The 25,415-nt window shown below is 63.4% G+C and carries 22 protein-coding genes, 2 tRNA genes and 6 pseudogenes; 14 read left to right on the top strand and 16 right to left on the bottom strand.

Annotated elements, in window-relative coordinates:
- Positions 1-596: pseudogene (locus NKK52_RS29515) on the bottom strand (WecB/TagA/CpsF family glycosyltransferase); the annotation flags it as partial.
- A 2-nt stretch (positions 597-598) separates the two neighbouring features.
- A pseudogene (locus tag NKK52_RS32280) lies at positions 599-1,769 on the bottom strand (glycosyltransferase family 4 protein).
- A gap of 172 nt (positions 1,770-1,941) precedes the next feature.
- Here NKK52_RS32280 and NKK52_RS29495 point away from each other — a divergent pair.
- The 3 pseudogenes from NKK52_RS29495 to proC all read left to right on the top strand — a co-directional run bounded on the left by NKK52_RS29495 (position 1,942) and on the right by proC (position 5,109).
- Positions 1,942-2,934, top strand: a pseudogene (locus NKK52_RS29495) (glycosyltransferase family 2 protein).
- A pseudogene (locus NKK52_RS29490) lies at positions 2,921-4,211 on the top strand (O-antigen ligase family protein). Before NKK52_RS29495 ends, NKK52_RS29490 begins: the two co-directional pseudogenes overlap by 14 nt.
- A gap of 84 nt (positions 4,212-4,295) precedes the next feature.
- Positions 4,296-5,109, top strand: a pseudogene (gene proC, locus NKK52_RS29485) (pyrroline-5-carboxylate reductase).
- A 21-nt stretch (positions 5,110-5,130) separates the two neighbouring features.
- Here the strand turns inward: proC and NKK52_RS29480 are convergent.
- The 9 genes and pseudogenes from NKK52_RS29480 to NKK52_RS29440 form a co-directional block, all read right to left on the bottom strand.
- Positions 5,131-6,030, bottom strand: coding sequence for an MBL fold metallo-hydrolase (locus NKK52_RS29480; protein WP_023681902.1), 900 nt, complete (start codon positions 6,028-6,030; stop codon positions 5,131-5,133).
- A 242-nt stretch (positions 6,031-6,272) separates the two neighbouring features.
- Positions 6,273-6,455, bottom strand: a complete 183-nt coding sequence (locus tag NKK52_RS29475) for a type II toxin-antitoxin system VapC family toxin (protein WP_280806608.1) — start codon at positions 6,453-6,455, stop codon at positions 6,273-6,275.
- Between the two features lie 29 nt (positions 6,456-6,484).
- Positions 6,485-6,664, bottom strand: a complete 180-nt coding sequence (locus tag NKK52_RS29470) for a type II toxin-antitoxin system VapC family toxin (protein ID WP_280940305.1) — start codon at positions 6,662-6,664, stop codon at positions 6,485-6,487.
- Entirely contained in the window at positions 6,664-6,906 is a 243-nt protein-coding gene (locus tag NKK52_RS29465; RefSeq protein ID WP_023681903.1) for a type II toxin-antitoxin system VapB family antitoxin, read from the bottom strand. Before NKK52_RS29465 ends, NKK52_RS29470 begins: the two co-directional genes overlap by 1 nt.
- 80 nt (positions 6,907-6,986) lie before the next feature.
- A complete protein-coding gene (locus tag NKK52_RS29460; protein ID WP_023681904.1) occupies positions 6,987-8,300 on the bottom strand; it encodes an NAD(P)H-dependent oxidoreductase in 1,314 nt (437 codons plus the stop codon).
- Between the two features lie 153 nt (positions 8,301-8,453).
- Positions 8,454-9,847: pseudogene (locus tag NKK52_RS29455) on the bottom strand (multicopper oxidase family protein).
- A 182-nt stretch (positions 9,848-10,029) separates the two neighbouring features.
- Positions 10,030-12,378 carry a tetratricopeptide repeat protein gene (locus NKK52_RS29450; RefSeq protein ID WP_352630434.1) on the bottom strand — a complete coding sequence of 783 codons (2,349 nt, stop codon included), beginning with the start codon at positions 12,376-12,378 and terminating at the stop codon, positions 10,030-10,032.
- Between the two features lie 17 nt (positions 12,379-12,395).
- Positions 12,396-13,874, bottom strand: coding sequence for a caspase family protein (locus NKK52_RS29445; RefSeq protein ID WP_352630432.1), 1,479 nt, complete (start codon positions 13,872-13,874; stop codon positions 12,396-12,398).
- Positions 13,875-14,263: 389 nt separating this feature from the next.
- Positions 14,264-14,338, bottom strand: a tRNA-Thr gene (locus NKK52_RS29440).
- Between the two features lie 150 nt (positions 14,339-14,488).
- Here NKK52_RS29440 and NKK52_RS29435 point away from each other — a divergent pair.
- The 10 genes from NKK52_RS29435 (at position 14,489) to NKK52_RS29390 (ending at position 20,619) form a co-directional block, all read left to right on the top strand.
- The gene (locus NKK52_RS29435) at positions 14,489-14,683 is read left to right on the top strand and encodes a hypothetical protein (protein ID WP_023681907.1); all 195 of its coding nucleotides are present in this window, start codon (positions 14,489-14,491) and stop codon (positions 14,681-14,683) included.
- Positions 14,684-14,825: 142 nt separating this feature from the next.
- The gene (gene murA / locus NKK52_RS29430; RefSeq protein ID WP_023681908.1) at positions 14,826-16,118 is read left to right on the top strand and encodes a UDP-N-acetylglucosamine 1-carboxyvinyltransferase; all 1,293 of its coding nucleotides are present in this window, start codon (positions 14,826-14,828) and stop codon (positions 16,116-16,118) included.
- Positions 16,119-16,285: 167 nt separating this feature from the next.
- On the top strand, positions 16,286-16,720 hold the full coding sequence (locus tag NKK52_RS29425; RefSeq protein WP_023681909.1) for a DUF2948 family protein: 435 nt from the start codon (positions 16,286-16,288) through the stop codon (positions 16,718-16,720).
- A 134-nt stretch (positions 16,721-16,854) separates the two neighbouring features.
- Positions 16,855-18,147: a histidinol dehydrogenase gene (gene hisD, locus NKK52_RS29420; protein WP_023681910.1), complete on the top strand. Its 1,293-nt coding sequence runs from the start codon at positions 16,855-16,857 to the stop codon at positions 18,145-18,147.
- Positions 18,148-18,153: 6 nt separating this feature from the next.
- Positions 18,154-18,639 (top strand): UPF0262 family protein, encoded by a 486-nt coding sequence (locus NKK52_RS29415; protein WP_023669283.1) that lies wholly within the window; start codon positions 18,154-18,156, stop codon positions 18,637-18,639.
- Positions 18,627-19,091: an arsenate-mycothiol transferase ArsC gene (locus NKK52_RS29410; RefSeq protein ID WP_081725519.1), complete on the top strand. Its 465-nt coding sequence runs from the start codon at positions 18,627-18,629 to the stop codon at positions 19,089-19,091. The genes NKK52_RS29415 and NKK52_RS29410 overlap by 13 nt, the downstream gene beginning before the upstream one ends.
- A gap of 185 nt (positions 19,092-19,276) precedes the next feature.
- Complete coding sequence (gene infA, locus NKK52_RS29405) at positions 19,277-19,495, top strand: translation initiation factor IF-1 (protein WP_006200926.1); 219 nt, start codon at positions 19,277-19,279, stop codon at positions 19,493-19,495.
- A 19-nt stretch (positions 19,496-19,514) separates the two neighbouring features.
- On the top strand, positions 19,515-20,141 hold the full coding sequence (locus NKK52_RS29400; RefSeq protein ID WP_023681911.1) for a Maf-like protein: 627 nt from the start codon (positions 19,515-19,517) through the stop codon (positions 20,139-20,141).
- Positions 20,138-20,329, top strand: coding sequence for a DNA gyrase inhibitor YacG (gene yacG / locus NKK52_RS29395; RefSeq protein WP_023669280.1), 192 nt, complete (start codon positions 20,138-20,140; stop codon positions 20,327-20,329). The genes NKK52_RS29400 and yacG overlap by 4 nt, the downstream gene beginning before the upstream one ends.
- A gap of 214 nt (positions 20,330-20,543) precedes the next feature.
- Positions 20,544-20,619 (top strand) — tRNA-Phe (locus tag NKK52_RS29390).
- A gap of 97 nt (positions 20,620-20,716) precedes the next feature.
- Here NKK52_RS29390 and NKK52_RS29385 read toward each other — a convergent pair.
- From NKK52_RS29385 to NKK52_RS29375, 3 genes are all read right to left on the bottom strand, one after another.
- Positions 20,717-21,316 carry an SOS response-associated peptidase gene (locus NKK52_RS29385; RefSeq protein ID WP_023681912.1) on the bottom strand — a complete coding sequence of 200 codons (600 nt, stop codon included), beginning with the start codon at positions 21,314-21,316 and terminating at the stop codon, positions 20,717-20,719.
- Positions 21,317-21,376: 60 nt separating this feature from the next.
- A complete protein-coding gene (locus NKK52_RS29380) occupies positions 21,377-21,640 on the bottom strand; it encodes a DUF982 domain-containing protein (RefSeq protein WP_023681913.1) in 264 nt (87 codons plus the stop codon).
- A 211-nt stretch (positions 21,641-21,851) separates the two neighbouring features.
- Entirely contained in the window at positions 21,852-22,250 is a 399-nt protein-coding gene (locus tag NKK52_RS29375; RefSeq protein WP_352630427.1) for a hypothetical protein, read from the bottom strand.
- Positions 22,251-22,398: 148 nt separating this feature from the next.
- Here NKK52_RS29375 and NKK52_RS29370 point away from each other — a divergent pair, with 148 nt between their 5' ends.
- Positions 22,399-23,151 (top strand): pseudouridine synthase, encoded by a 753-nt coding sequence (locus NKK52_RS29370; RefSeq protein ID WP_023681914.1) that lies wholly within the window; start codon positions 22,399-22,401, stop codon positions 23,149-23,151.
- Positions 23,152-23,173: 22 nt separating this feature from the next.
- Here NKK52_RS29370 and NKK52_RS29365 read toward each other — a convergent pair whose 3' ends face one another.
- Both NKK52_RS29365 and NKK52_RS29360 read right to left on the bottom strand, forming a co-directional pair.
- Positions 23,174-23,755 carry a histidine phosphatase family protein gene (locus NKK52_RS29365; protein WP_023681915.1) on the bottom strand — a complete coding sequence of 194 codons (582 nt, stop codon included), beginning with the start codon at positions 23,753-23,755 and terminating at the stop codon, positions 23,174-23,176.
- Positions 23,756-23,890: 135 nt separating this feature from the next.
- Positions 23,891-25,225: a dicarboxylate/amino acid:cation symporter gene (locus tag NKK52_RS29360; protein ID WP_023681916.1), complete on the bottom strand. Its 1,335-nt coding sequence runs from the start codon at positions 25,223-25,225 to the stop codon at positions 23,891-23,893.
- Positions 25,226-25,415 lie beyond the last annotated feature (190 nt).

The raw sequence follows: 25,415 nt of genomic DNA, 5'->3' as shown, positions 1-25,415 counted from the left end.
AGCAGCGCGCCGACGGCGATCGGCAGCGTGCAGTGGCGGGCATCGATATGACGGGCGATCCACAATTCCTGGCGCGGCACGCCCATGGCCACAAGCAGCACGTCGGGCCGCAATGCCTCGATGCGATCGACGATCGCCTGCTCTTCGGCGGGGGAGAAATAGCCGTCATGGATGACGACGAATTCGTGCTGCACCGCCAGAGCGGCTAGCCTGACCGACGCCGCCTCGGCGTTGGCGCGGTGGCGCCAAGCAACCCGACGGTCAGCGGCCTCGCCGATGCCTGCAGAAAGGCCGGAATGAGATCAGTGCCGTTGAGATTGTCCGGGAACGGCGCCGCCGTAGAGCAGCTTTGCCGCCAGATCGACGCCAACGCCGTCAGGCAGGATGAGGAAATCGTCGAGCGCCTCGGCAAAGACCGGATCGGTAGAGGCGATGTTGGCGTTGTGAGCGTTGAGAAAACTGACCTTGGTGAAGCGCCGCTCGGCAATCAGACGAGCGAGCAGCGCGATCGCGTCATCCCAGCCGATGGCAAGGACCGAAATGCCGAGGATCGTCTTCAGCGTATCGAGCCCGAAGGCGGCGCGGGCGGTGTGCATGTTCATGCAGACACCTCCTCCCCCACCGACCCGAGCTTTTCCAGGCCGAGCCTGATGGCGGCATCCAGTGCCTTGATCTGCCGGCGGTGAAAGGCGCTGCCATCGACATCCTTGACATCGGCCGCCGCTGCCTCCAGCGCGCCGGCGAAGGCGGCCGGATCGTCGGTGACGAAGCAATTTGCCGGGCGATGATCGATGCCGCGCAGCGAACGGCTGGTGGCGACCGACGGCAGGCCGAGCTCGAAGGTCTCGATGGTCTTGAGCTGAACGCCGCTGCCCGCGGTGCTGATCAGTGGAATGACGGCGGCTCCGCGCACGAAATTCTGGGCGTCGGACACGCGGCCGACAAATTCGACACCGGGATGGGCAGAGGTGATATCCGACGGCATGTTGCCGGCGACCCTGATGCGAAAGCTCCGGCGAAGATGCGGCACGACTTTTTCCAGGAACCAGTCGAGGCCGATGCGGTTCGGCTGCCAGGTCCAAGTGCCGATCAGCGCCGCGTCGCAATCGATGCGGCGCGGCTTGACCGGCTTTGGCGCCGTGGCAGTGGTCACCAGCGGCAGCACCGCCGAGCGGTCGTCGCTGGCAACGCCGAGTGCGGCGCGGTCTTCCTCGGCCAGCGTGAAGACGAAGCGAGCCCGGCGGCAGAGCCGCTCCTCCATGGTCTTGAGCAGCCTGGCCTCGCGGGCAACAGCAGGCGCTGGAAGCGACTGTTGCTGCTGCCGCATTCTCTTTGGCCGAACCATGTTCGACATTGTGGGCGACGAAAATCGAGGGACGGTCGGCGAACAGTTTGTCAAAGGCGCCGGCGAACTGCACCGAATTCAGGACATAGCCGTCGAAGGGACCGGCGCGCTCGATCGCGGCACGGACTTCGCTGTCGGAAACCGCGCGCAGCTTCACGGAAGCGAAGGTGAGCCCTGACAGCACCGCCTTGCCAAGCCAGGCGAGCTTCTGCCGCGCCGAGGCGCTTTCCGTGCGCACGTCGACGGCGCCGAGCACGATGGTGTTTTCGGGGTCGCTGGGCGCCTTGCCCGGCCAGATGAAGCCGATGACGGTGACGCGCACGCCGGCGCGCCGCAAGGCGGCGATGATCGCAGCATTGGCGATCTCATAGCCCGAAGCGAGAGCGCCGTCGGGCACGATCGATGTGGCGAACAGCAGATGCATCTCACCTATCCAGGCGTCAGCGACTAGCAAAGCTGGGTGAACCCTTGATTAAATCACGCAACGCAACGGCTGAAAGGCGCGGACCGGCAGGCGCCGCTGCGAAAGGTGATTAACGAAACGTTATCGTCGCGGTGTTATCGAAAGCCAGATTCAAAACATGCGGCTGGAGCGGATGATCCCTTTGCCATCGGACGGTTCGGTATCGATTGCGGACGCTCTCCGGGGCTCGCCGCAGAGACGATCGAAGCCGTCGTCACGCTGCCGACCTTCAAGCGGCCGCAACTGCTGCTCGAAACGCTGGCGTCGCTCAAGGCACAGCAAACCAGCCGGCGCTTCGCCGTCATCGTCATCGAAAACGAGGCCGAGGCGCGTGAGGGCGCCCAGGCGGCCGTGCCGCTGTTCGAACGCGACGATATGAAGGGCATGGTCATCATCGCGCATGAGCGGGGCAATTGCAGTGCCTACAATGCTGGCTGGCAGACGGCGATCCTGCATTTTCCGGATTTCCGCCACCTGCTGGTCATCGACGATGACGAGATCGCCGACGCGGACTGGCTGGAGCGCATGTGCAGGACGGCGGAGACGCTTGGCGCCGACATTGTCGGTGGCCCGCAAGTGCCGGTGTTTACCGATCCTGCTCACGCCAAATGGGCCGAGCACCCGGTGTTTGCGCCGCCCTATCGCCAGACCGGGCGCGTGGCCGCACTCTATTCCTCGGGCAACCTTCTGGTCGGGCGCAATGTGCTCACCATCATGGGGCCACCCTTCCTCGACCTGCGGTTCAACTTCATGGGCGGCGCGATTCCGACTTCCTCAGCCGCTCGGCGCAGAAAGGTTTCGTGCTTGGCTGGTGCGCCGAGGCAAAGGTGCGCGAAGGCGTTCCGGCCCGGCGCGTCGAGGCTGACTGGATCCGCGCCCGATCCTTACGCAACGGTGTAATCTCGACGCTGGTCGAAAGAAGAAGCGCGCCGGCACGCCATTCGCCGGCGCCAAGGTGTTTGCAAAAAGCCTGGCGCTGCTGATAGCCTCGCCCGTGCGCGGGCAATCAAATTGGCGCGGACAGGATCGCTGTCGACGGCGCTTTACCCCGTCTATGTCTCGCTCGGCCGCGTGCTTGCCGAATTCGGATACGCCAATGCAATACAGGCAGCCTGAGAAGAACTGACGAGCTGCTGCTGGGCGGCATCGTCACCCGCGACGGCGTGGCGACGGCGATTGCCGCGCTGTTGTTTGCCGTCGTCATCGTGTCGTTCCGCCGTTTCAGCCGGCGCGGAACTGACCGGCGACGGCGGCGACATCGTCAACCAGCTCGGCTTCAGTTCGCTCGGCGCCATTTCGATCTTCTCACTGCTGACGTTCGCCGACCCCAAGGTGGTGCGCTCGCTGCTCAGCCCGTCCTGGATTCTGATGCTCGGCTTTTTCATGCTTTCGGTCATCGACGCGACGACCCGTCCTCGGCCATGCGCGCGGCCTTCTTCACGCTGCTTGGCGTTCTGACGATAGCGACGGTCCTGGTGCTGCCGCGCGATGCCGACAGTTTTTCGAAAGTCATCATATTCTGCGCGATCGTCGTTATCGGCCTGTCCTATGTCGGCCTCATCGTCTTTCCGCATGAGGCCCTGCATACGGCCGATTCGCAGGAGCCCGAACATGCCGGCCTGTGCGTGGTGTGTTCGCCCACAAGAACATTGCCGGACCAATCATGGCCTGCTTCAGCTTCGCCGGCCTCTATCTCTTCCGGCGCGGCCAGAAATTCTGGGGCGTGGCGATCTTCGCGCGGCGATGATCTTCATGCTGCACACCGGATCCAAGACGACGGCCGGCCTGGTGCCGTTCTCGATCCTGATCGTCGTGCTGCCGGGCCTGATCGGCATGCGGTTCGGCACGCCGATCCTGTTTGCACTGGCGATCATTGCGACGGCCATCGGTACCTTAGGCATCGTCTTCATCCCGCCGGTGAAAGAGCTGGCGGCACCTATTTCCCCGACCTCACCTATACCGGGCGCACGACGCTGTGGGAGTTCTCCGGCGAGATGCTGGCGAAGAAGCCTTGGACCGGCTACGGCTATGAAAGCTTCTGGGGCACGCCGCTGCTGCTGAGCCAGGACCAGCCTTTCGACCGGGCCTGGGACATCCGGACCATCGTGCATGGCCATGACGGCTATCTCGACATTGCGGTGCTGATGGGCATCCCGGCGCTGTGCGTTGCCGTCTACACTTCGTGATCGCGCCGCTGCGCGACTACATGCGCATCCCGCCGCGCAAGGAGAACATCTATCTCGGTGACTTCTTCATGATGGTGGTGCTGTTCACGGCGCTGAACGCGTTCCTGGAAAGCTTCTTCTTCCATCGCGGCGACCCGGTGTGGCTGCTCTCGTGCTCGGCGTGCTTGGCTTGCGGCAAGTGTCGCTGCGGCCGATCGCGGTGCGCCGGCGACCTTGACCGGCTGCCTGATCCAGCACCCCTTGAGGGCTTTCCCGTCTGCCCGCTAGCGTCTAGGAGAACCCTTGTCTCGGAGGGCTCTCAATGACGATCAGGCTTGTTCTCGCCGGTTGCGGCATATGGGTTACGCCATGCTTGCGGGCTGGCTGAAATCCGGCAAGCTGCCCCCGCAAGCCGTGTTCGTGGTCGAGCCCAATGCCGAATTGCGCAAGCGCGCCGAGCACCTCGGTTGCAGTGTCGCCGCGGACGCGAACGGGATCCCCGCCGACGCAGAGCCCGACCTCGTCGTCATCGCCGTCAAGCCGCAGGTGATCCGCGACGTCACCGCCGCCTACAAGCGCTTCGGCGACGGCAGGACCACCTTCGTCAGCATCGCCGCGGCACGCCGGTCGCCACCTTCGAGCACATCCTCGGCCATCTCGCGCCTGTTATCCGCTGCATGCCCAACACGCCGGCCGCGATCGGCAAGGGCATGATGGTGGTCTATTCCAACCCGCTGGTGACCGACGACATCAGGCGTTTCGTTGCCGAGCTGCTGTCGGCGAGCGGTGTGGTGACGACGATCGACGACGAAGGCCTGATGGACGCGGTGACGGCGGTTTCGGGGTCCGGTCCGGCCTACATCTTCCATTTCATCGAGGCGCTGACGGTTGCAGCCGAGAAGGCGGGGCTGCCGACCGAGACCGCCAGGCTGCTTGCCATGCAGACCGTCTATGGCGCTGCTGCACTCGCTGCCGAAAGCGGCGAGGAGCCCGGCGTCCTGCGCCAGCAGGTGACCAGCCCCAACGGAACCACGGCAGCCGCCCTTGCCGTGCTGATGGGCGAAGACCGGCTGACGAAGCTGCTGACCGAGGCGGTGGAAGCCGCGCGGCTGCGGTCGGTGGAATTGGGGAAGTAGCCGAGACGCTCGCGGGCCGTATCAGCCCCACTTCATCTCACCCTTGGCGACCTTTGCGCCCAGTTCCAGGGACGAGACGTCAAGAAGATCGGGATAGCGCCGCTTCATCGCTGCAATCAGCTCGACGCTGGATTTCGCTTTTTCGGCTTCCTTATTGAAAGCTTCGAGGTAGGCGCGGGTGAATTCCACGGCCGCCAGACCGTCCGGTGCACCGGCTACCTGATGGGACGGCACCACGATGTTGGGTTTGCGGGACGCGATTTCGTTGAGCGCGGCAATCCATTTCTTGCGGTCGTCTACGGTTGGCTCGTCGGCAACCCAGACATGTACGCCGGACGAGATCAGCACGCCGCCGAACACCGCTTCAAGGCTGGGCACCCAGAGATACCGCCGGTCTTTCAGATCGGCGACGGTGACGATCTCGATCTTGTTTCCTTCGATTTCAAGTGAGGTGATATCGGATGCCTCGGGAATGACGACATCCGCCAGGACCTTCGGTCCATTGTCCTTGAGCTGCGGGCCCCAGACATCCAGCTTGGCTTGCACATTGGCTTTGATGGCAGCCACCGTCGCAGCGGCTGCGATGATCTTGGCGTCGGGGAAAGCATCCGCGACGGGACGCAGGCCGAAATAATAGTCAGGGTCGCTGCAACTGACGTAGATCGTGGTCAGAGTCTTGCCCGTCGCCTTGATCGCATCCGCGACCGCACGGCCATCCGACAGCGTAAATCCGCCATCGAGGAGGATGGCTTCCTTCTCACCGGTCAGCAGCACCGGCGTGCGGCGGAAACCCCTCTCGTCAGCCTGAAAATAGGTCCATTCCAGCTTGGCGGCGGCCTTGGCTGCAAAAGCCAGAGGCTGAAGCATGGCAACCATGCCCGTTGCCAGAAGGGTTTTCATTGTTTCGCGTCTTGTCCAAATGGTTTGCAAGATTTCAACCTCAATGGGGTTCAACTGATCGTTCGGAGATTGGCATCTCGGCATCGTTTGAAAAACCCGGATCAAAAAGACAGATGGTCTGCATCGTCAGCACGAGCGCAATGATCAGGCGTGTTGCGCGAGCAGGTCAACAGCCCCATGGCGCGACCGCGGCAGCATTTGGCCTGCTGGGCGGGAGCGGCTGACGAAGCTGCTGACCGAATCGTGGAACTGGGGGAGTAGGATCAGGCCAGATCGGTGTGGGAAAAGCCTTTCCCTTTGTAGAGCGAGGGCATCCCACGGCTTTTTGCCGAGGCGTATGACAGGCAGTCAGCGAGGTTGAGCTGAGCCGGGTGGCCGCGACCTTTGCCATAGTTCGAAAAAGCCTGGATCGCGAGCTTGGCATCACCTCTTTCGATCGGAACCACCTCGATCGCGGCTTCGCGCAGGAAGTCTCCTATTGCCCTTTCGGCGAGAGCGGCTCCACCACCAACTTCGACGAAAGCCGCATCGCCGCTTCGAGCACGACCAGCGGAGATGTTATCCGTATCGAGGCCTGCCCGATCCGGCGGCTCCAATTGGCGGCGTCTTCCTCTGCGGCGAGGACAGCGATCACCACCGAGGTGTCGATGAACATCAGGAATGTCCCCACATCTCGTCGATCTCATCCTTAGTCAGATCCCTGCCGCCGCTTCCCGCCTTGGCCTTCAGATCGTTCGATATGGCGGCCAGCCGCTCAGCCAGCGGAACTCGTTCACGTTCGCGCTGAAGCTCGGATTCGAGCGCCTCGATCACCGCCTCGGTCATTGGAATCTTTCGCTTTTCGGCAAGCTGCCGGGCGAGGTCACGGGCGCGCGGGTCTCTGATCTGGAGATTCATCCTAGAAGCCTCCGTTCGGTGCCACTACAACATAGGGAGTTGTCATGACAAGGCCAGCCCGACTGGCCTGTCGTCCAATCTCAGCTCCCGTACAGCATCTCATCCTGCAGCTTGCGCAAAGCGAACAGCCTGGTCGTGCGGTCGGGTGTGGCGTTGTCGGTGGTGATGAGCTCGCCCTTCCTGACCGGCTTCAGCACCTTGCCGCCTTCGAGCAGGCCGACCGCGACGGCGCTGACGGCGCGGGCCTCTTCGACGGTCATTGTCCAGGAGCGGTAGCAGGTCTCACCGATGGCATCGAAGGTCTCGCCCATGGCGAGATCGCGCTTGGCGACCGCGCAGACCTCGGCCACCGGCTTCGGCAGCGGCACCATGTCGGGGCGGCCGTAGAGCATGATACGCGCTGCCGTCAGCGGCACTTCCAGCGAGGTCAGATGGTAGGGCCGGAAGAAGCTGTAGTAGGGGCCGTGGCCTATGTGCAGGTCGTCCATGCGCTCGACGATGCGCGGATGCGTCGCCTCGACGATGACGAACACGCCGGGCGCCACGCCCGTGCCGATGGTGTAGTCGACAACGCCCTTCTTCGACAGGATGCCGCCATCCGCCTTCGGGATGAGCACCTTGGCCAGCTGATCGCGGTCGGCCTTTGGGCCGTGCATGCCCGGCACATCGGGCACCAGCCCGGTGGCGTTGGCGATGGCGCACATCTCGACCATGGTTTTCGAGCCGTCTACGAACTCGACCAGCATGCGCGGGTTCATGTTGCGGCGAAGGGCTTCCTCGCGATAGTCATCCGGAACGGCATCGTGGTTGAGCGGGTTGTTCTTGCCCTTGCCAGCCGAGACGATGGTGTAGCCGAGCGCGGAGGCAAACTCGATCAGCTCCATGCAGCTCGACGGCTCGTCGCCGGCGCCGACCGAATAGACGACGCCGAGCCGGTCTGCCTGCTGCTTGAGGTAGCAGCCGATTGTGACGTCGGCCTCGACATTCATCATCACCAGGTGCTTGCCGTGCTCCATCGCCTTCAAGTCGAAATCGGCGGCGACACCAGGCTTGCCGGTGGCGTCTATGACGACGTCGATCAGCGGATTGGTGACCAGCATCTCGTTTGAGGTGATGGCGATTTTCCCGGCCTCGATCGCCGCCATGACCTTCGATTGCGTGTCGGTCTCGGCCGCCATCGCCTCGTCGCCATAGGCGATGCGGATAGCGTCACGCGCGGTGTGCGGGCGCCTCGTCGAGATGGCGCAGACCTCGATGCCCGGCATCAGCATGCCTTGCGTGACCAGGTCGGTGCCCATTTCACCGGAGCCGATGACGCCGATGCGCACCGGGCGTCCCTCGGCGGCGCGCCTGGCGAGATCGCGGGCCAGTCCGGTCAGGGCGACATTGGTCATGCAAGCGTGTCCACGGCTTCTTGATTTGCAGGCGGGAATAGCAGGGAACGGCGCCGCTTTGCCAACGAAACCGGCGAGCACCGGCAATTTCTCCGGCAACAGGCCCGGCCGGTGAGGCCAACCCCGGTAGAGGCTGATTGACCCGCCTCGGCGTCAAACCACCCTGATATAGCTCGTCATGCCGGTTTTCTGATGTTCGATGATGTGGCAGTGCAGCAGCCAGTCGCCGGGATTGTCGGCGACGAAACCGAGCTGAACCTTCTCGTTGGGCTGCATGAGATAGGTGTCGGAGATGACCGGCTGAACCTGGCGTGTCGACGACGACAGCACCTTGAAGCTCATGCCGTGCAGATGCATCGGATGCGATTGCGGCGTCAAATTCTCCATGTCGATGACATAGTTTTTGCCGAGCTTCAGCTCGGCCAAAGGCGCGGTCGGATCCGGCGTGTCGCCCGGCCACGGTACCTTGTTGATGGCCCAGAAGGAGTAGCCTAGCGTGCCGCATATGCTGTCGCTCGGCACGTTTTCCGCCGTGGCGCTGAGCGAGAGCGCGATGTGTTTCGCGCTGGCGAGATCCACCTTCGGCACCGGGTTGGCTTCCAGCGGTGCGAGGTCTCGCAAATCGCGCTGAGCGAGCTGCCGGTGGCGCGCAAGGTGGCGAGGACCTTGGGTTTGGTGCCTCTGATGTCGCCCAGGCTGACGATCGCGCCCTCCTGGTCAGGCATGCGGATGGCGAGCTCCATGCGCTGCCCCGGTCCGAGCAGCAAAGCATCGGGCGCAAAACGCTGCGGCACCGGATTGCCGTCCAGCGCGATGACCGCGGCCTCCCCACCCTCGACGCGAAAGGCGTAGATGCGGGTGACATCGGTGATGGCGACCCGCAGCCGCACCAACCCGCCGGCCGGCGCGTCGAATTGCGGCTGGTCGAGCCAGTTGGCGGTGCGCACCGTGCCATAGGTGCCGGTTTTCGCGGCATCGCGCGGCCGGAACTGCTGGATGAACTGGGCGTCGTCGCCGAGCCGCCAGTCTCGCAGATTGATGACCGCCTCCGCATCGAATTTCGGATCGCCCGGGTTTTCGACCACGATCACGCCGGTCAGGCCGTGGCCCATCTGCTCCAGCGTGTTGCAATGCGGGTGATACCAGAACGTGCCGGCGTCGGGCGGCGTGAAGGCATAGTCGAAATGATCGCCGGTGTAGACGTAAGGCTGAACCAGGAAAGGAACACCGTCCATCTTGTTTGGAACGCGAATGCCGTGCCAGTGGATGGTCGTCGGATCGTCGATGCCGTTGACAAGCCGTGCGGCGAAAGGCTCGCCCTTTTTCATCCTGAGCACCGGCGGCATTTTGGCCTCTCCATAAGTCAGCACATCGCGGGTCTGGCCGATATCCATGAACCTGGCCTGGATCTTTGCCGTCTTGAGAACCACCGGCTCCGGTGCGGCCGCGGCCCAGTCACCAAGCCTGGCCATCGCTGCAAGGCCAACCCCGCCAGCGCCGGCAACCGCGGCCGTTTTCAAAAGCCTGCGGCGGGTGAATAGGGTCATCTGGCGCTCCAACGGAATATGATTACCTGTCGTCCTGAATGACGGGTGGCGACCGGCGCACAAGCCGATACTGCCACATCGCATCTCTGTCATGCCATGGCGAGCCGGTGACATCTGCTTGCGCAACAGCGTGAACGCTGGCGTGCCCACCATTCGCCCGCATCCGGGAGCGCGGGCTCGGGTTAATGCAACTCGGCCAGCAACGCCTGTGCCTCGGCGAGGTTCTTTTCGGAACCGGCGGCGAGATCGTCCATCTTCTTGTCACGGAAGATGACGAGCGCGTCCTGGCATGCGGCGATCGCTTCCTGTGCCATCGCCTTGTCCTTGTGGGCGGCGCCCAGATCGACCAGCACGTCGCACAGGCTGTCCTGCGTGAAGGCGACAGCCGGCACCGAATTGATCTTCTTTTGCACCACGATCGCCTCGCGCAGGACCAACACCGCCTCCTCGAAATGCGCGACATTGTTTTCGGCGCGGCCGGCCATGGTCAAGGCATAGCCCATCTCGTTGCGCGCATTGGCCCAACGTTCGGGATCGCGGTCGCGACCGAGCTGCTCGGCAAGCGCCCGGTTGACGACAATCGCCTCCTCGTACAATTCAGCCGAAGGCTCGCGGGCCGCGATCATGCTCAGCGTCTGCGCGAGACTGGTCTGGTTGGTGATCCAGAGATCGGGATCGCGGGTGATCGTTCGCACCGTGGCGAGGTCGCGGTAGATCTGAGCGGCTCGTTTCAGCTTGCCGACATCGTTCGCCCAGTAACCAAGACTCGACAGCCCGCCGGCGAGATTGTTCTGATTGTTCTCCCAGACAGCCAGCGCATTCTCGCGCGTTACCACGCTGAGCGCTGCGTCATAGGCGGCAATCGCGCGGGTGAGCAACTCGACGTCCTTGCCGTCCGCGGCCATCAGCAAGGCATTGCCGATATCGCCCTTGGTGCGCGCCCATTGCATGCGGTTGGGAAAACCGTCGTAGATCCGCGCTGCCGTCTCGAAGCTCTGCACGGCCTTGGCGTAGAACGTGGCGTCGCCACCAATCCGGCCCTGGCTGTAGAGGGCAAAGCCGAGGTCGTAATTGATATTGGCCCACTCCTCCGGGTCGGCGTCCTTGGAGTAGGCGGGGAGCGCGGCTTCCAGCATGTCGGCTGCTTGCGCCAGCAAGTCCAGGTTGGATGTATTGTCGCCCAGGATCGACAGGGTCTGGCCGAGCACGCGCCGCGTCTGGCCGATCTCCGTGACATCACCGCCTTTCGTCTGCCCGTCGAGCGCCGCCCGCAGCGCGTTGACCGATTGCTGCAGCAGTTGATCGTCAGAGGCCAGCTTGCCTGACATCATCAACGCGCAGCCGAGGCGGAATTCCGTCTTGGCCCAATTGGCTGGGTCCTTGTCGCGGGTGCGAACCCTGAGCACCTGACCGTAGACATCGATCGCCTGCCGCAGGGTCGAGATGTCCCCCGCGCGTTCGCCCCAGTTCGATAGCGTGCCTGCAAGGCTGTAACCAATCGAAGCGAACTCGCCCGGCGCGGCGGTTGCGGTATAGACCTCCCATGCCTGACGATACGCGGTCACCGCCTGAATGTAGTAATCGGTTCCCGTATCGAGATCGCCGAGCGTGTCGTTGACCGATCCCAGATTCTGCTGCAGCGAAGCCCAGTCGAGCGGCAGTTTCTCACGCGGATATTCGGACAGAGCGGCCTGGTACGTGGTGGCTGCCTGCAGCAGCAGTTCCTTGTTCTTCTGCTTGGCGCCGAGGCGCTGCAAGGCGTTGCCGAGCGTCAGCTGGCCGTTGGCCCAGCTCGCCGCGGCGTGCTCGCGCGTCCAAACCGTAAGCGATGCCTCCGCCGCCTCCCGCGCGCGCTGCAACGCGGCGATATCGCCGTTGATCTCGCCGATCGACTCGAATGCGGTGCTCAAATTGTTCTGGATGGTCGCCCATTGCGCCGGCGCGCGTTCCCTGGTCATCTCCTCAGCCGCCGCCTGGAAGGCCGCGACCGATTGCTCAAGCGTCGGTACATCCTTTTCGCGCGCGCCGAGGCTCGCCAGAACGACACCCAGATTGATCTGGCTCAATGCCCAGTCGAGCGGTACGCGCTCTCTGTTGTATTCCGTCAATGCCGCACGATGCGCCTCGATCGCCGCGCGGAAACTGTCCGATGTGGTCTGGCGGTCGCCGATTTCGGACAGCACGATGCCGAGATTGTTCTGCGTCGCCGCCCATTCCAGCGGTAGTTTCTTCAACGACTGCACCTCGAGCGCCGAGCGGAATGCCGCGACAGCCCGCTCCAGAAGCGCCGTCCCGTTCTCGCGCCGGCCGAGCCGCCAGTAGACCGTGCCCAGATTGCCATAGGTCGATGCCCAGTCGTCGGGGTAGGCGTCATGCGTATAGACGGTCAGCGCCTGCTCATAAGCGGCAGCTGCCTTGTCGAGGTTTTCGCGGCCGGCTTCCCGTTCGCCCAACGTAGCAAGCGTGGCGCCCATATTGTTCTGGGTGGCCGCCCAAAGTAGCGGCAACTTTTCGCGGGTGACATAGGTCAATGCCTGTTCATAGGCTGTCAGGGCCTGGGCGAGATACGCATTGTCGCCGGAGAAGTCCCTTGTTCCGACAGAGCGTTGGCCTCTGCCGCCTTGTAGTAGAACGCGTCTTCGTCGCTCCATTTGGCAGCCTGCTCGAAGGCCTTGGCGTAATCCTGCGCCGCCTCCTTGAAGTTGAAGGAGATTTCATAAGTCCTGGCACTGCTGGCGAAGACCTTTGCGAATTCCAGCCGCTTTGCCTTCAGCTCGGCCTCGGCCTGGTCGACCGTAGACGAAAGTTCGCCGATGCGGGCCTTGGCCTGCTCGTTGAATTTCTGCGCCGCTTCGAGCGCGCCTTCCTGAACCGCCTGTTCGGCGAGTTTCGATAGCCTGGCAATTTCGGGGTCCGGGTTTTTCAAAGTCTCGCGTTCAGCCAACACGTGTTTCAGCCGTTCGGTCTGGCCACGCAGCAGCTTGTCGAGCTCAGCCGGATCCTTGGGTATGTCGACCCCGAGCGCCTTCAGCATGGCGTAGAGCCCATCCATCGGCACCTTGCCGTCACGCGATATGGTTTCGATCTGGCGGCGCTCCGGCTCGGGTAGCGTCGAGATGGTCAGCAGGAGCTGGCGCCGCTCCCTGAGGATTTCGCCCTCATCACCTTTCGGCGCCTCGGCGGGGGTACCGAAATAGAGCAGCCGGCGCAGGCTCTCATTGACCCAGGGCCGCTGCTGGCCATTGGTCTTGAGATAGACCTCCTCGCCGATCATGCGCAAAACGGTGCCGAATTCCTCGCCGCCCATCGTGTCGATGTGGCGCAGGATCGCCGCCGCATATGGGCTGTTGCCGTCGGCCGGACCGTCGAGCGCAACTTTACCGGGTTCGGCGGCAAAGGCGATGACCTGGCCGAGGCTGTCGTCGGCAGAGCCCTTGGCCTGGTCTCCCGACTTGAACGCAACGACGCCGCGCGTTTCGCCGAGGCCGCCCGCGCCGATCGGCTTGCCTTCATCATCCGGCGCCAGCTTCAAGAGCGTGCCCGGCGGGAACGGATCGTTGCGGCAGGCGTCGAGCAACACGATGGTGACCGGCACCTTGGCCTTCAGTTCGGCGACGATGGCCGACAGCGGCACCAGCTTCTCGCCGGCGTCGTCGAGCGCCGAAATGTCGGCATCGACAGGCAACAGATAATTCTCGCCGCCGGCTTCGATGCCATGACCCGAATAGTAGATGATGGCGACGTCTGCTCCCTCGGCGTCGTCGACGAAGCCTTCGAGATCGCGCCGCAATTTGCGCGCGTCGCGGTTGGTGGCGACATCGGTCTCGAAGCCGAGCTTGTCGAGCATCTCCTCGATGGCGCGGGCGTCGTTTTCCGGATTGGGCAATTTGCCGACATGCTGGTAGCCGGACTGACCGATGACCAGCGCCACGCCTTTCAGCGCCTTCGGCTCTTCAGCCCACGCAGGGAGAAGCGTGCACAGGCACAGCAGCAGTGCCGCGGCTATCGCCGCACACGCGCGCCCCATCGCACCTGCTGTTCGCCCAAAGAGCATCGTCTATCCCAAACCCGGCGATATCTTCCGCAGCCGAGATGGCATCATGATGGCCGGCTGATGGCAAGTCCTTGGGCGAGCTGTGTTCTTGTGGTGGATATGCGTACGAGGCGGCTGGCTTTCAGCGTGCGAGCGGTAGTGTTCAGCATGCCGGATACGGCCAGTCCGGCCTGTTCATGAGTGGACAGGTCCGGACTTGTTGAGCAGTCGTCCGGCCCGTAGAGCCTCTTTCTCTCAATGTTTCCGGGCGAGGGGGCCACGGTTGGATGCGCGGGATTGGCACTTTTGCGTCAGCCGGCTTTTTTGGTCCGCAACGAGACCCCGACTTCGCGACGCATCTTTTTAAAATCGAAGGAATGAACTGGTGCTGCGAGAGAGGATTGAACTCTCGACCTCTCCCTTACCAAGGGAGTGCTCTACCACTGAGCTACCGCAGCCGCTGATGGCGGGGCTTCTGCCATATAGAACCGGCAAGCGCAAGGCGTCTGTGAAAGGCTTTGCCAGACAAGTTTCGCTGACACGGCGGCGCCACAATGCTAGCTATCCCTTGAACAGCAGGCCCTGCCAGTCGCGGGCGGGACGGAACGATGGACGACAAGACAATTCCACCGAAAAAGGCTGATCCGGAAAAAAAGGACGGGACTGACCGCAAGGACCGTCTGGCCGAGCAGCTGCGCGCCAATCTCACGAAGCGCAAGACGCAAGCGCGCTCGCGGCGCACCGGTGATCCTGACCAGCGGCCCGAAGGACTGCCGGCTGCTGAAAAAATGCACAAGGACTGACCGATATCAGCCACACTGGCCGGTCACCTTGGCCAAAGGGGCTCAGAAATCCTATTTCTTGAACCAAGCCGGCCAATGGTCTAGACGGGCCGATACTCAAACTGACGAAAACCGGCCTATCGGGCCGAGGGGACATTCTCTCATGGATCGCATCAGAATTGTCGGCGGCAACAAGCTCGCCGGAAGCATTCCGATTTCGGGCGCGAAAAACGCCGCTTTGCCGCTGATGATCGCCTCGCTGCTCACCGACGACACGCTGACGCTGGAAAACGTGCCGCATCTGGCCGATGTAGAGCAGCTGATCCGCATTCTCGGCAATCACGGCGTCGACTATTCGGTCAACGGCCGCCGCGAGAAGCAGAATGAGGGCTATTCGCGCACCATCAATTTCTCGGCCCGCAACATCGTCGACACGACCGCGCCTTACGAGCTGGTGTCGAAGATGCGGGCATCGTTCTGGGTGATCGGCCCGCTGCTGGCCCGCATGGGCGAGGCGAAAGTGTCGCTTCCCGGCGGTTGCGCCATCGGCACGCGGCCGGTCGACCTGTTCCTCGAGGGCTTGCAGGCGCTGGGCGCCGACATCGATGTCGACACCGGCTATGTGCTGGCCAAGACCAGGAACGGCCGCCTCGTCGGCAATCGCTATGTCTTCCCGAAAGTCTCGGTCGGCGCCACCCATGTGCTGATGATGGCGGCGGCGCTGGCCAAGGGCGAGACGGTGCTGGAAAACGCCGCCTGCGAGCCCGAAATCGTCAACCTCGCCGAATGCCTCAACGCCATGGGCGCCAAAATTTCCGGCGCCGGCACGCCTGTTATCACCATCGATGGCGTCGAGTCGCTGTCGGGCGCGCGCGTGCGCGTCATCCCCGACCGCATCGAGACCGGCACCTATGCCATGGCGGTGGCCATGACCGGCGGTGATGTCGTGCTCGAAGGCGCCCGCCCCGAGCTGCTGCAGACCGCGTTGGATGTGATTGCCCAGACCGGTACCGAGATCACGCCGACCAATTCCGGCATTCGCGTCCGGCGCAACGGCGCCGGCATTTCGCCGGTCGACGTCATGACGGCGCCGTTCCCGGCCTTCCCGACCGATCTGCAGGCGCAGTTCATGGGCCTGATGACCATGGCCAAGGGCAAGTCGCGCATCACCGAGACCATCTTCGAAAACCGCTTCATGCATGTGCAGGAACTGGCCCGGCTCGGCGCCCACATCACGCTGTCCGGCCAAACGGCGATCGTCGACGGCGTCGCCAAGCTGAAGGGCGCACCCGTGATGGCGACCGATCTGCGCGCCTCGGTGTCGCTGGTCATCGCCGGTCTGGCGGCCGAAGGCGAAACGACGGTCAACCGCGTCTACCACCTCGACCGCGGTTTTGAGCGGCTGGAAGAAAAGCTCTCCAATTGCGGCGCGGTGATCGAGCGGATTTCAGCTTGACCGCACGGCAGTTGCTTCAGACAGACAGGCGTCTGGTGCTGCCTTCATTCACCGCCAACACTTCAAACCCGAGGCGCTAGCCTCGGGTTGAATTTGTGTCGCGGTTGCACGGACCGGAAAGACCGCCTAACAGAAGGCTGAAACCAACTTTCAGGTGTGCATTCGGCATGGCAGCCCTCAAACTCATTGCGCTCGACGATCAGGATCTGAGCATCGTCTCGGCTCACGTCCAGGACGCCGTAATGAAGGTCTCCGACCTCGAATACCTGCCTTCGGCCAAGCGTTTCATATTGACCATGAACCGCTTCGTCTGGGAGGCGAAATCCGGACTGTTCAGCAAGCACAATGAGCGGCGCCAGGCGGTGTTGCATTTCGACCGCGTGCTCGGCGCCAAGACCAGCGGCATTGCCCGCGATCGGCCGGCCGAGGTGCTGTCGCTTCTGGCAATCAGCTTTATCGAAATCAGCAAGCCGGCCGGCATCGTCGAGTTGGTCTTTTCCGGCGGCGGCGCGATCATGCTCGACGTCGAATGCATCGAGGCACGGCTTGCCGACATAGGCGGCGCCTGGGAAGCCACCTCGCGTCCGGTGCATAGGGTCTAGAGCATGATCCCAAAAAGTGGGTGCCGGTTTTTGTTGGACAAAACGGGAATCGTTTGTCCAGAGATCATGCTCCAACAAAGGGCTAGATCATGATGAGATTTCAACCAAATCTCACCATGATCTAGACGCAGCCGATGGCCATTACGCTTATCCAGTCCGATGCCGGTTTCGCGCAGCGTTTCGCCGCCTTCCTGACCACCAAGCGGGAGGTATCGGAGGACGTCGACACTGCCGTGCGCGCCATCATTGCGCGGGTTCGTGCCGAGGGCGACGCTGCCCTGGTCGACTACACGCTGAAATTCGACAAGGCCGACCTCAATAGTCTCGGCATCGCCGTGTCGAAGGACGACATCGCTCAGGCCTACAAAGACGCCGATCCGCAGACGGTCGAGGCGCTGAAGTTCGCCCGCGACCGCATCCGATCCCATCACGAACGGCAAAAGCCGCAAGACGACCGCTATACCGATGCCGCCGGCGTCGAACTGGGCTCGCGCTGGACAGCGATCGAGGCGGTCGGGCTCTATGTGCCCGGCGGCACGGCGAGCTATCCAAGCTCGGTGCTGATGAACGCCGTGCCGGCCAGGGTGGCAGGCGTCGAGCGCATCGTCATCGTCGTGCCGGCGCCAGGCGGTGTCATCAACCCGCTGGTGCTGGTGGCCGCCGATATATCAGGCGTTTCGGAGATCTACCGCGTCGGCGGCGCGCAGGCGATTGCCGCCCTTGCCTATGGCACCGAGACGATCCGGCCGGTCGCCAAGATCGTCGGGCCCGGCAATGCCTATGTCGCCGCCGCCAAGCGCCAGGTGTTCGGCACGGTCGGCATCGACATGATCGCCGGACCGTCTGAAGTGCTGGTGGTGGCAGACGGCAGCAACGACCCCGACTGGATTGCCGCTGATCTTCTCGCTCAGGCCGAGCATGACGTGTCGGCGCAGTCGATCCTCATCACCGACGATCCGGCCTTCGGCAAGGCCGTCGAACAGGCGGTCGAGCGGCAGCTGCAGAGCCTGTCGCGCGCCGAGACGGCGGCTGCCAGCTGGCGCGATTTCGGTGCGGTGATCCTGGTGGAGACCATCGAGGCCGCGCTGCCGCTGGTCGACCGCATCGCCGCCGAACATGTGGAACTCGCCATCGACGATGCCGAGGGCTTCCTGGCCAGGATGCGCAATGCGGGTGCTGTGTTTCTGGGACGCCATACGCCCGAAGTCATCGGCGACTATGTCGGCGGCTCCAACCACGTGCTGCCGACGGCGCGTTCGGCGCGCTTCTCTTCGGGCCTGTCGGTGCTCGATTTCGTCAAGCGCACCTCGATCCTGAAGCTCGGGCCGGAGCAGCTGAGAGCACTTGCGCCGGCGGCGATTGCGCTGGCCAAGGCGGAAGGCCTCGACGCGCATGGCCGCTCCGTCGCCATCCGGCTGAACATGTAGGCGGCGATGGCGGACGGCGATCAAACCCGCGCAAGGCTGATCGATGTCGAGCTCGACGAGTCGATCGGCCGTTCGACGCCCGATGTCGAACATGAGCGCGCGGTGGCGATCTTCGACCTGATCGAAGAAAACAGCTTTCAGCCGGTCAATGATGACGGCGCCGGGCCCTATCGGCTGAAGCTCTCGCTGGCCGAATCCCGGCTGGTGTTTGCGGTCGCCCGCGAGGATGGTGCTGATGTCGTCACCCATATCCTGTCGCTGACGCCGCTCAGGCGCATCGTCAAGGACTATTACCTGATCTGCGAAAGCTACTACGACGCCATCCGCTCCTCGACGCCGAGCCATATCGAGGCGATAGACATGGGCCGGCGCGGCCTGCACAATGAAGGCTCCCAGACGTTGATGGACCGGCTGGCAGGCAAGATCGACATCGACTTCGACACGGCGCGGCGGCTGTTCACGCTGGTCTGCGTGCTGCACTGGCGGGGTTAGACCTGACTGGGGCGCCCCGCTCGATCCTGTTTTTGTGCGGCATGAACGCCGTGCGCTCGCCGATGGCCGAGCAGCTGGCGCGGCGCATGCTGCCGCCGGCCACTTTCGTCGCCTCTGCCGGCGTGCACAGGGGCGAGCGCGATCCGTTCGTCGACGCGGTGCTGGCCGAAGAGGGCCTGACGCTGGGCGAGCGCCAGCCGCGCTCGATGGACGATCTCGAGGACGATTATTTCGACCTGATCGTCACCCTGGCGCCGGAAGCCCACCACGCCGCGCTCGAGCTCACCCGCTCGCTTGCCGTCGACGTCGAATACTGGCCGATGCCGGATCCGACCGATGTCGGCGGCAGGCGCGAGCAGATCATGGCCAGCTATCGCGACGTGAGAGAACGGCTGAAAGCGCGCATCAGCCGACGTTTTCTGCTTCCGGAGGTAAAAAACGCGGCGGATTGATGCATCTCGCTCATAAGCGGTCCCGGTTTTGAGACAACGACATGCATAAAACGAAAGCGTGGAGCGCGTCGCATATGACGCGATCTAAGCGTGTTCACAAGCGCACGATTATCATATAGGTTCCGCCGAAATTCCGGCCTGGGCGCTCCAGGGCGCCGGAACTGCAATCCAAGCAAAGGTATCGAATGCCGAAGGAAGAAGTCCTCGAGTTTCCGGGTGTCGTGACGGAATTGTTGCCCAACGCGATGTTCCGGGTGAAGCTCGAAAACGAACACGAGATCATCGCCCATACGGCTGGCCGCATGCGCAAGAACCGCATCCGTGTGCTGACCGGCGACAAGGTCCTGGTCGAGATGACGCCCTATGACTTGACCAAGGGCCGCATCACCTACCGTTTCAAGTAACAGTCCGGCGCGAACCGCGATGAGCATCCTGCAGAAGCTCGTGCTTGCCTCTGGTTCGCCGCGCCGGATCGAACTGTTGCAACAGGCCGGCATCGAGCCGGACCGCGTGCTGCCGGCCGATGTCGACGAAACGCCGCTGCGCGCCGAACATCCGCGCTCGCTGGCCAAGCGGCTGTCGAAGGAAAAGGCCGAGAAGGCGCTGGCCTCGCTGAAAAGCGAGGAAGACTATGCGCCAAGTTTCGTGCTGGCCGCCGATACGGTGGTCGCGGTCGGACGCCGCATCCTGCCCAAGGCCGAGACGCTGGACGACGCCGCCAATTGCCTTGGACTGCTTTCGGGCCGTTCGCACCGGGTCTATTCCGGCATCTGCCTGATTACGCCGGGCGGCAAGCTGCGCCAAAGGCTGGTTGAATCCAGGGTACGCTTCAAGCGGCTTCCACGCGAGGAGATCGACGCCTATGTCGCCTCCGGCGAATGGCGCGGCAAGGCCGGCGGCTATGCCGTCCAGGGTCTCGCCGGTTCGTTCGTCGTCAAGCTGGTCGGCTCCTATACCAACATTGTCGGCCTGCCGCTCTACGAGACGGTGGCGCTGCTTTCGGGCGAAGGCTTCAAGGTCCACACCAGCTGGCATACCGCGCGGCCATGAGCCTGGACGATAAGGTCACACCACTGCGCCCGAAGCGCCCCTGCCCCGAATGCGGCAAGCCGTCGGCGCGCGAGACCTATCCGTTCTGCTCGAAGCGCTGCAAGGACATCGACCTCAACCGCTGGCTGAAGGGCGCCTATGTCATCACCGCGCGGGATGACGAGGACGAGAGCGACGAGCCGAAGTAGGGTTTGGGCGGTGCCGGCCGCGCAATTCCACTTCGCCGACCTTACGCAATTGCTGCTTTGCCGGCGTCGGTATTGTCTGCGACAATTGCCCCGGAAAATCAGCGCTTAGGCGCTGGACAGGCCGGATTCCCGTGCTATAACCCACGCGCTTTCAAGGGGTGCCCCACGGCGCTTTCCTGAAATCCGGTCAGGCGATGTCTCGTTTGCCGGCGAGGCCCAGATAGCTCAGTTGGTAGAGCAGCGGACTGAAAATCCGCGTGTCGGTGGTTCGAATCCGCCTCTGGGCACCAGTTTTCTCTGAACATCAAGGGCTTGACTTCCTGGCGCCGCACCGACGGATTCCTGATTTCGGCCTGCCGGCTGTGCCGGCAAGCCTGCGCAACCGAGTTATGAACTTTCGGGGCGCACGGTCTCCACGCGCAGCGAGCCGGCTGGAAGCGGCTGCAGCAGTTCGGCTTCCGGCTTCGTCAGACTGAGCCAGGCGGACCAATTCTCAGGCCGAAGCACCACGACCTGCCGACTGTGATAGGGCGCAATATCCGGTCCAGGCTCGGTTGTCAGCATGGTGAAGGTTGGCGGCTTGTTGCCGGCAGCTTCACGCCAAAGCCCTGCGATGGCCATGAACGGCGAGCCGTTGAGCGTGAAGCGATGCTTTGCCTTCGGATACTTCGTGCCCGTGAACTCGAAGAAGGCGGATGCCGGCACGAGGCAGCGTTTGCTGCCGGCGAATTGCCGGCCTTCGGAGCGGAAGTTGAACACTGGTCCGCCTTTCGGGCCGGCCGGCGGAAATCCAAACGTCATCGACGTCAGTTCAACAACGCCAGTGTCGCCGGCGGCGCGCATGATCGGGGCTGGATCGTTGATATGGATGTCATCAACCCGCGGCAGGTCAAGTTCGGTCTGATGGGTCGGGATCTCGAGTGCCAGCGACTCCAGCATCCGGCAATATTCAGCCCAGAGAATATGCTGCTCATAGTCGTTGCACATGGAAGGCTCCCGACCGGTCTGCCAGTTTACCTCACGCCAAACAAAGAGGCGATGGACCGCTCAACCCTCGCGGTCGCGCTCGAGCAGTATATCGGCCTCGATCGCCGCGTTGACGAAGGCGGCGCGGGCATAGCGCGCCTCTTGAAGGCCTTCCAGAACGCCAAGGCAGGCTTTGCGGGCGGCGACGTGATAGCCGCCTGTCTTCACGGGCCATCGGTTCATGAGGATGTCAGCGGCCTGCGCGACACGCTCCACCTTGTAGATCGTGTTTCTGGACCTGCCGAGCGCCACGCGAACCGGCTCATCGAAATGCTGATCTTGCATGCTTCCCCTCCCGAACGCGATCGCGAGTCAATTCGGGGGAGGCAAGTTCGGTTCCACGGGACGGCGCCACTGTGTTCGAATTGCCGCCGGCACGGGGAGCGTCAGCTGCGCGGGCTGCCTAGGGCTGCGCACCCACGGATGCCATCACGGAAAAGCCCCCGCCAGGATGGCGATGGGCCAATATCGCCTGCAATGGGCTCATATCGGGGGCTCAGATATCGGGCTGATCCAGCGCCTCGAAAATCACCCGTTCCAGCGGACCGAGATCCTCTTCGATCTCGCTGACCTCAAGGCCTAAATGCCGAGCATCCAGGGCAGCTCGCGTGGTTAGGGTTCGAGCCGTTGCCTTGTCGGCAGGCAGTTCGCCCGGCAGGTGCTCGTGGATCCAGCCCTGCAGGAAATCAACGCCGCGCTCGCTCATCGATTTATCCCTTCCGTTATCTGGGGGATCATTCCCCAGAATGACCCCAGAAGCGACGATCTGAGCCGTCAGGCTGGTGAGCCTGCCTCGCTTCACGAGCGTCGGCTTTTGGTAGATTTTCTTCATGGCGGTGCCTTTCGCGACAAATCGCTCGTCGGCAACAACGTCCGTCGCGGGGCAGCGTTCCATGGCGGGCTGTTGAGCCCGACCCCCTGACACATCGTATTTGAGAACAGCCCCGCTCCCGCGACCCGTGATGTTGATGCCGCGGCAGGTTGCGAAGCCAATGCGGGGCGTGGCATTTGTCGATGCCGATCATTGGGATGGCAAGCAGGACATGGCACGGCCACCAGACACCGCCCAACACCAGACCGCGAGCGCAGGCGTCAGCCTGAACCGGGCGCTTTCCAAACTCGGCCTGTGTTCGCGCAAGCAGGCCGAGCTGCTGATCGCCGAAGGGCGCGTGCGGGTTGGCGGCAAGGTGGTGCGCGATCCGTCGCTGCGCGTCGATCTCGGCCGCGACCGCATCAACGTCGACGGCGAGCAGATCGTCGCCGAGGCAAAAGTCTACCTGATGATCAACAAGCCGCGCGGGCTGGTCACCACCCGCGACGACCCACAGGATCGCGGCACCGTCTATGACTGCCTCACCGGGCTCGAGCTGCCTTTCGTGTCGCCGGTCGGGCGCCTCGACAAGGCCAGCGAAGGTCTGTTGCTGATGACCAACGACACGCGCTGGGCGAACGGCCTGCTCGATCCGGCCTCGCATGTCGCCAAGACCTATCATGTGCAGATCGGTGCCGCGCCAGACGAAGCGATGCTGAAGCGGTTTCGCGACGGCGCGATCGTCGATGGCGAGCTGCTGGCCGCAAGTTCGATCGAGCTGCTGCGCAGCGGCGGCCGCACCGCATGGCTGGAAATCGTGCTCGACGAGGGCCGCAACCGCCAGATCCGCCGCCTGCTCGGCGCCTTCGATATCGAGGTGCTGAGGCTGGTCAGGGTGGCGATCGGCGGTTTGCAGCTCGGCGAGCTCGCCATGGGCAAGGCGCGGCATCTGACATCGGAGGAATTGGCGGTGCTCGCGCGTTAAGAGGCAGGCTTGCTGAGAAACACTACTTCTGGTTCCACCTGCGTATCACCGGCTCGCTCAGATCGTGCTCATAGCCGAGGATGCTGAGGCTCGCGGTATCAAGCACGAAGTGCGCACCGCCTTCGGGTGGCAGACCGAGCCAGCGCGCGGCCAGCACGCGCAGGAAATGCGAGCTTGAAAACACCAGCACATTGCCCTCGATTGCCCGCAGCCCGGCGATGATCCTGTCGGCCCTGGCACCAACATCCGCTACCGACTCGCCGTCGGGACAGCCGTCATGGAACAATTGCCAGCCGGGGCGCTGCACAAGAATCTCCTTGGTCTTAACGCCCTCATAGGCGCCATAGTCCCATTCCTGCAGGTCGTCCTTCTTGACGGCAGCAGCGCCGAAGCCGGCAAGCGTGCAGGTGCTGAAGGCTCGCTGCGACGGGCTCGACCACACCGCCTGGAAGGACAGATCCTTGAGCCGGTCCGCCACGCCGCGAGCTGCCGCCTCGCCCTTTGCCGTCAACGGTATGTCGGTGCGGCCGGTGTGTTTTCCCGAAGCGCTCCACTCCGTCTCGCCGTGACGGACGAGGTAGATTTCGGGGTACGGATTGCTCATGCGCCGGCCTTTCGGTTTTACGTCCGCACCCTACCCGGGAGGGCCCGGCCAGCGCCAGCCACGTGCAGGCGGAAAAGGAAAGGCCGCAACCGAATCGGCTGCGGCCTTGTGCTCAAACGTCAGTGCCCGGAGCGGTCAGGCGGGCTGCAGATCGCCCGACAGCGCCAGGTCGGCTTCCTCGGACAATGTGCCGGCCATGGCGGCGGCGAACTTGGTCTGGTCGAGTTCGCCTTCCCAGCGCGCCACGACGATCGTCGCCACTGCATTGCCGACGAAGTTGGTCAGCGCCCGGCATTCCGACATGAAGCGGTCGACGCCGAGGATCAGTGCCATGCCGGCGACCGGCACAGTAGGCACCACCGAGAGCGTGGCGGCCAGCGTGATAAAGCCGGCGCCGGTGATGCCGGCGGCACCCTTGGAGCTCAGCATGGCGACGAGCAGCAGCAGGATCTGGTCGCCATAGGTGAGCGGCGTATCGGTCGCCTGGGCGATGAACAGCGCCGCCAGCGTCATGTAGATGTTGGTGCCGTCGAGGTTGAAGGAATAGCCGGTCGGGATGACCAGGCCGACCACCGAGCGGTTGCAGCCTGCGCGCTCCATCTTGGCCATCAGGCCGGGAAGAGCGGCTTCCGAGGACGAGGTGCCGAGCACCAGCAGCAGCTCTTCCTTGATGTAGCGGATCAAGGCGAGGATCGAGAAGCCGTTGTACCAAGCGACAGCGCCGAGCACGACCAGCACGAAGAGCAGCGACGTCAGGTAGAAGGTGCCGATCAGAAAGGCGAGGTTGGCAATCGCGCCGATGCCGTATTTGCCGACGGTGAAGGCCATGGCGCCGAAGGCGCCGATGGGGGCGGCCTTCATCAGGATGGCGACCAGGCGGAAGATAGGCGAGGTCAGCGCCTGCAGGAAATCGACGACCGGGCGGCCGCGCTCGCCGACCAGAGCGAGAGAGATGCCGAACAGCACCGAGAAGAACAGCACTTGCAGAATGTCGCCTTGCGCGAAGGCGCCGGTGATGGTGTCGGGGATGATGTTGAGCAGGAAGCCGACGATGGTCGTGTCATGCGCCTTCTCGGTGAAGGTGGCGACCTTCGAGGGGTCGAGCGTCGCCGCATTGATGTGCATGCCGGCGCCCGGTTGGACGACGTTGGAGACGACCATGCCGACGACCAGCGCCAGGGTCGAAAAGACCAGGAAATAGATCATCGCCTTGCCGGCGACGCGGCCAACCTTTTTCAGGTCGGAGACGCCGGCAATGCCGGTGGTCACCGTCAGGAAGATGACCGGCGCGATCACCATCTTGACCAGCTTGATGAAGGCATCGCCGAGCGGCTTCAGCGAAGCACCGAGTTCGGGATAGAAATGACCGAGCAGCACGCCGGCGGCGATCGCCGTCAGGACCTGCACGTAGAGATGACGGTAAAAGGGTAGCTTGCCGCGCGGTTCGGCGGCAGCGAATGCTGGCTGCATGACGTCCTCCATGGCGCCCCGATCGAAAGCTCGACCTCCCGGGGCAGTTGTTTTCCGCAGCCTTGCGACTGCCGTATTGGTCACTGCAACTGCCGTGCCAGACTGTGCGGCATACCGCAGCCATTGATTTTGTTGAGTATTCGTCCGATCGAGGCTGCTGCCGCTCAACGCAAGTGCGGACATCCGCATG

Source organism: Mesorhizobium sp. C277A, from assembly GCF_040324395.1.
In the GTDB taxonomy this organism is placed as follows: domain Bacteria; phylum Pseudomonadota; class Alphaproteobacteria; order Rhizobiales; family Rhizobiaceae; genus Mesorhizobium.
The sequence above is the reverse complement of the archived record's forward strand: the minus strand, read 5'-3'. Positions and strand labels throughout refer to the sequence as shown.

Bases quoted from the DNA above. Each gene is read 5' to 3' on its own strand.
- NKK52_RS29375 (WP_352630427.1), bottom strand. From the start codon at position 22,250: ATGGAACGCTGCCCCGCGACGGACGTTGTTGCCGACGAGCGATTTGTC.
- NKK52_RS29435 (WP_023681907.1), top strand. From the start codon at position 14,489: ATGGACGACAAGACAATTCCACCGAAAAAGGCTGATCCGGAAAAAAAG.
- hisD (WP_023681910.1), top strand. From the start codon at position 16,855: ATGGCCATTACGCTTATCCAGTCCGATGCCGGTTTCGCGCAGCGTTTC.
- yacG (WP_023669280.1), top strand. From the start codon at position 20,138: ATGAGCCTGGACGATAAGGTCACACCACTGCGCCCGAAGCGCCCCTGC.
- infA (WP_006200926.1), top strand. From the start codon at position 19,277: ATGCCGAAGGAAGAAGTCCTCGAGTTTCCGGGTGTCGTGACGGAATTG.
- NKK52_RS29465 (WP_023681903.1), bottom strand. From the start codon at position 6,906: ATGAATCTCCAGATCAGAGACCCGCGCGCCCGTGACCTCGCCCGGCAG.
- NKK52_RS29365 (WP_023681915.1), bottom strand. From the start codon at position 23,755: ATGAGCAATCCGTACCCCGAAATCTACCTCGTCCGTCACGGCGAGACG.
- NKK52_RS29425 (WP_023681909.1), top strand. From the start codon at position 16,286: ATGGCAGCCCTCAAACTCATTGCGCTCGACGATCAGGATCTGAGCATC.
- NKK52_RS29370 (WP_023681914.1), top strand. From the start codon at position 22,399: ATGGCACGGCCACCAGACACCGCCCAACACCAGACCGCGAGCGCAGGC.
- NKK52_RS29380 (WP_023681913.1), bottom strand. From the start codon at position 21,640: ATGCAAGATCAGCATTTCGATGAGCCGGTTCGCGTGGCGCTCGGCAGG.
- NKK52_RS29460 (WP_023681904.1), bottom strand. From the start codon at position 8,300: ATGACCAATGTCGCCCTGACCGGACTGGCCCGCGATCTCGCCAGGCGC.
- NKK52_RS29470 (WP_280940305.1), bottom strand. From the start codon at position 6,664: ATGTTCATCGACACCTCGGTGGTGATCGCTGTCCTCGCCGCAGAGGAA.
- NKK52_RS29415 (WP_023669283.1), top strand. From the start codon at position 18,154: ATGGCGGACGGCGATCAAACCCGCGCAAGGCTGATCGATGTCGAGCTC.
- NKK52_RS29385 (WP_023681912.1), bottom strand. From the start codon at position 21,316: ATGTGCAACGACTATGAGCAGCATATTCTCTGGGCTGAATATTGCCGG.
- NKK52_RS29400 (WP_023681911.1), top strand. From the start codon at position 19,515: ATGAGCATCCTGCAGAAGCTCGTGCTTGCCTCTGGTTCGCCGCGCCGG.
- murA (WP_023681908.1), top strand. From the start codon at position 14,826: ATGGATCGCATCAGAATTGTCGGCGGCAACAAGCTCGCCGGAAGCATT.
- NKK52_RS29445 (WP_352630432.1), bottom strand. From the start codon at position 13,874: ATGGGGCGCGCGTGTGCGGCGATAGCCGCGGCACTGCTGCTGTGCCTG.
- NKK52_RS29360 (WP_023681916.1), bottom strand. From the start codon at position 25,225: ATGCAGCCAGCATTCGCTGCCGCCGAACCGCGCGGCAAGCTACCCTTT.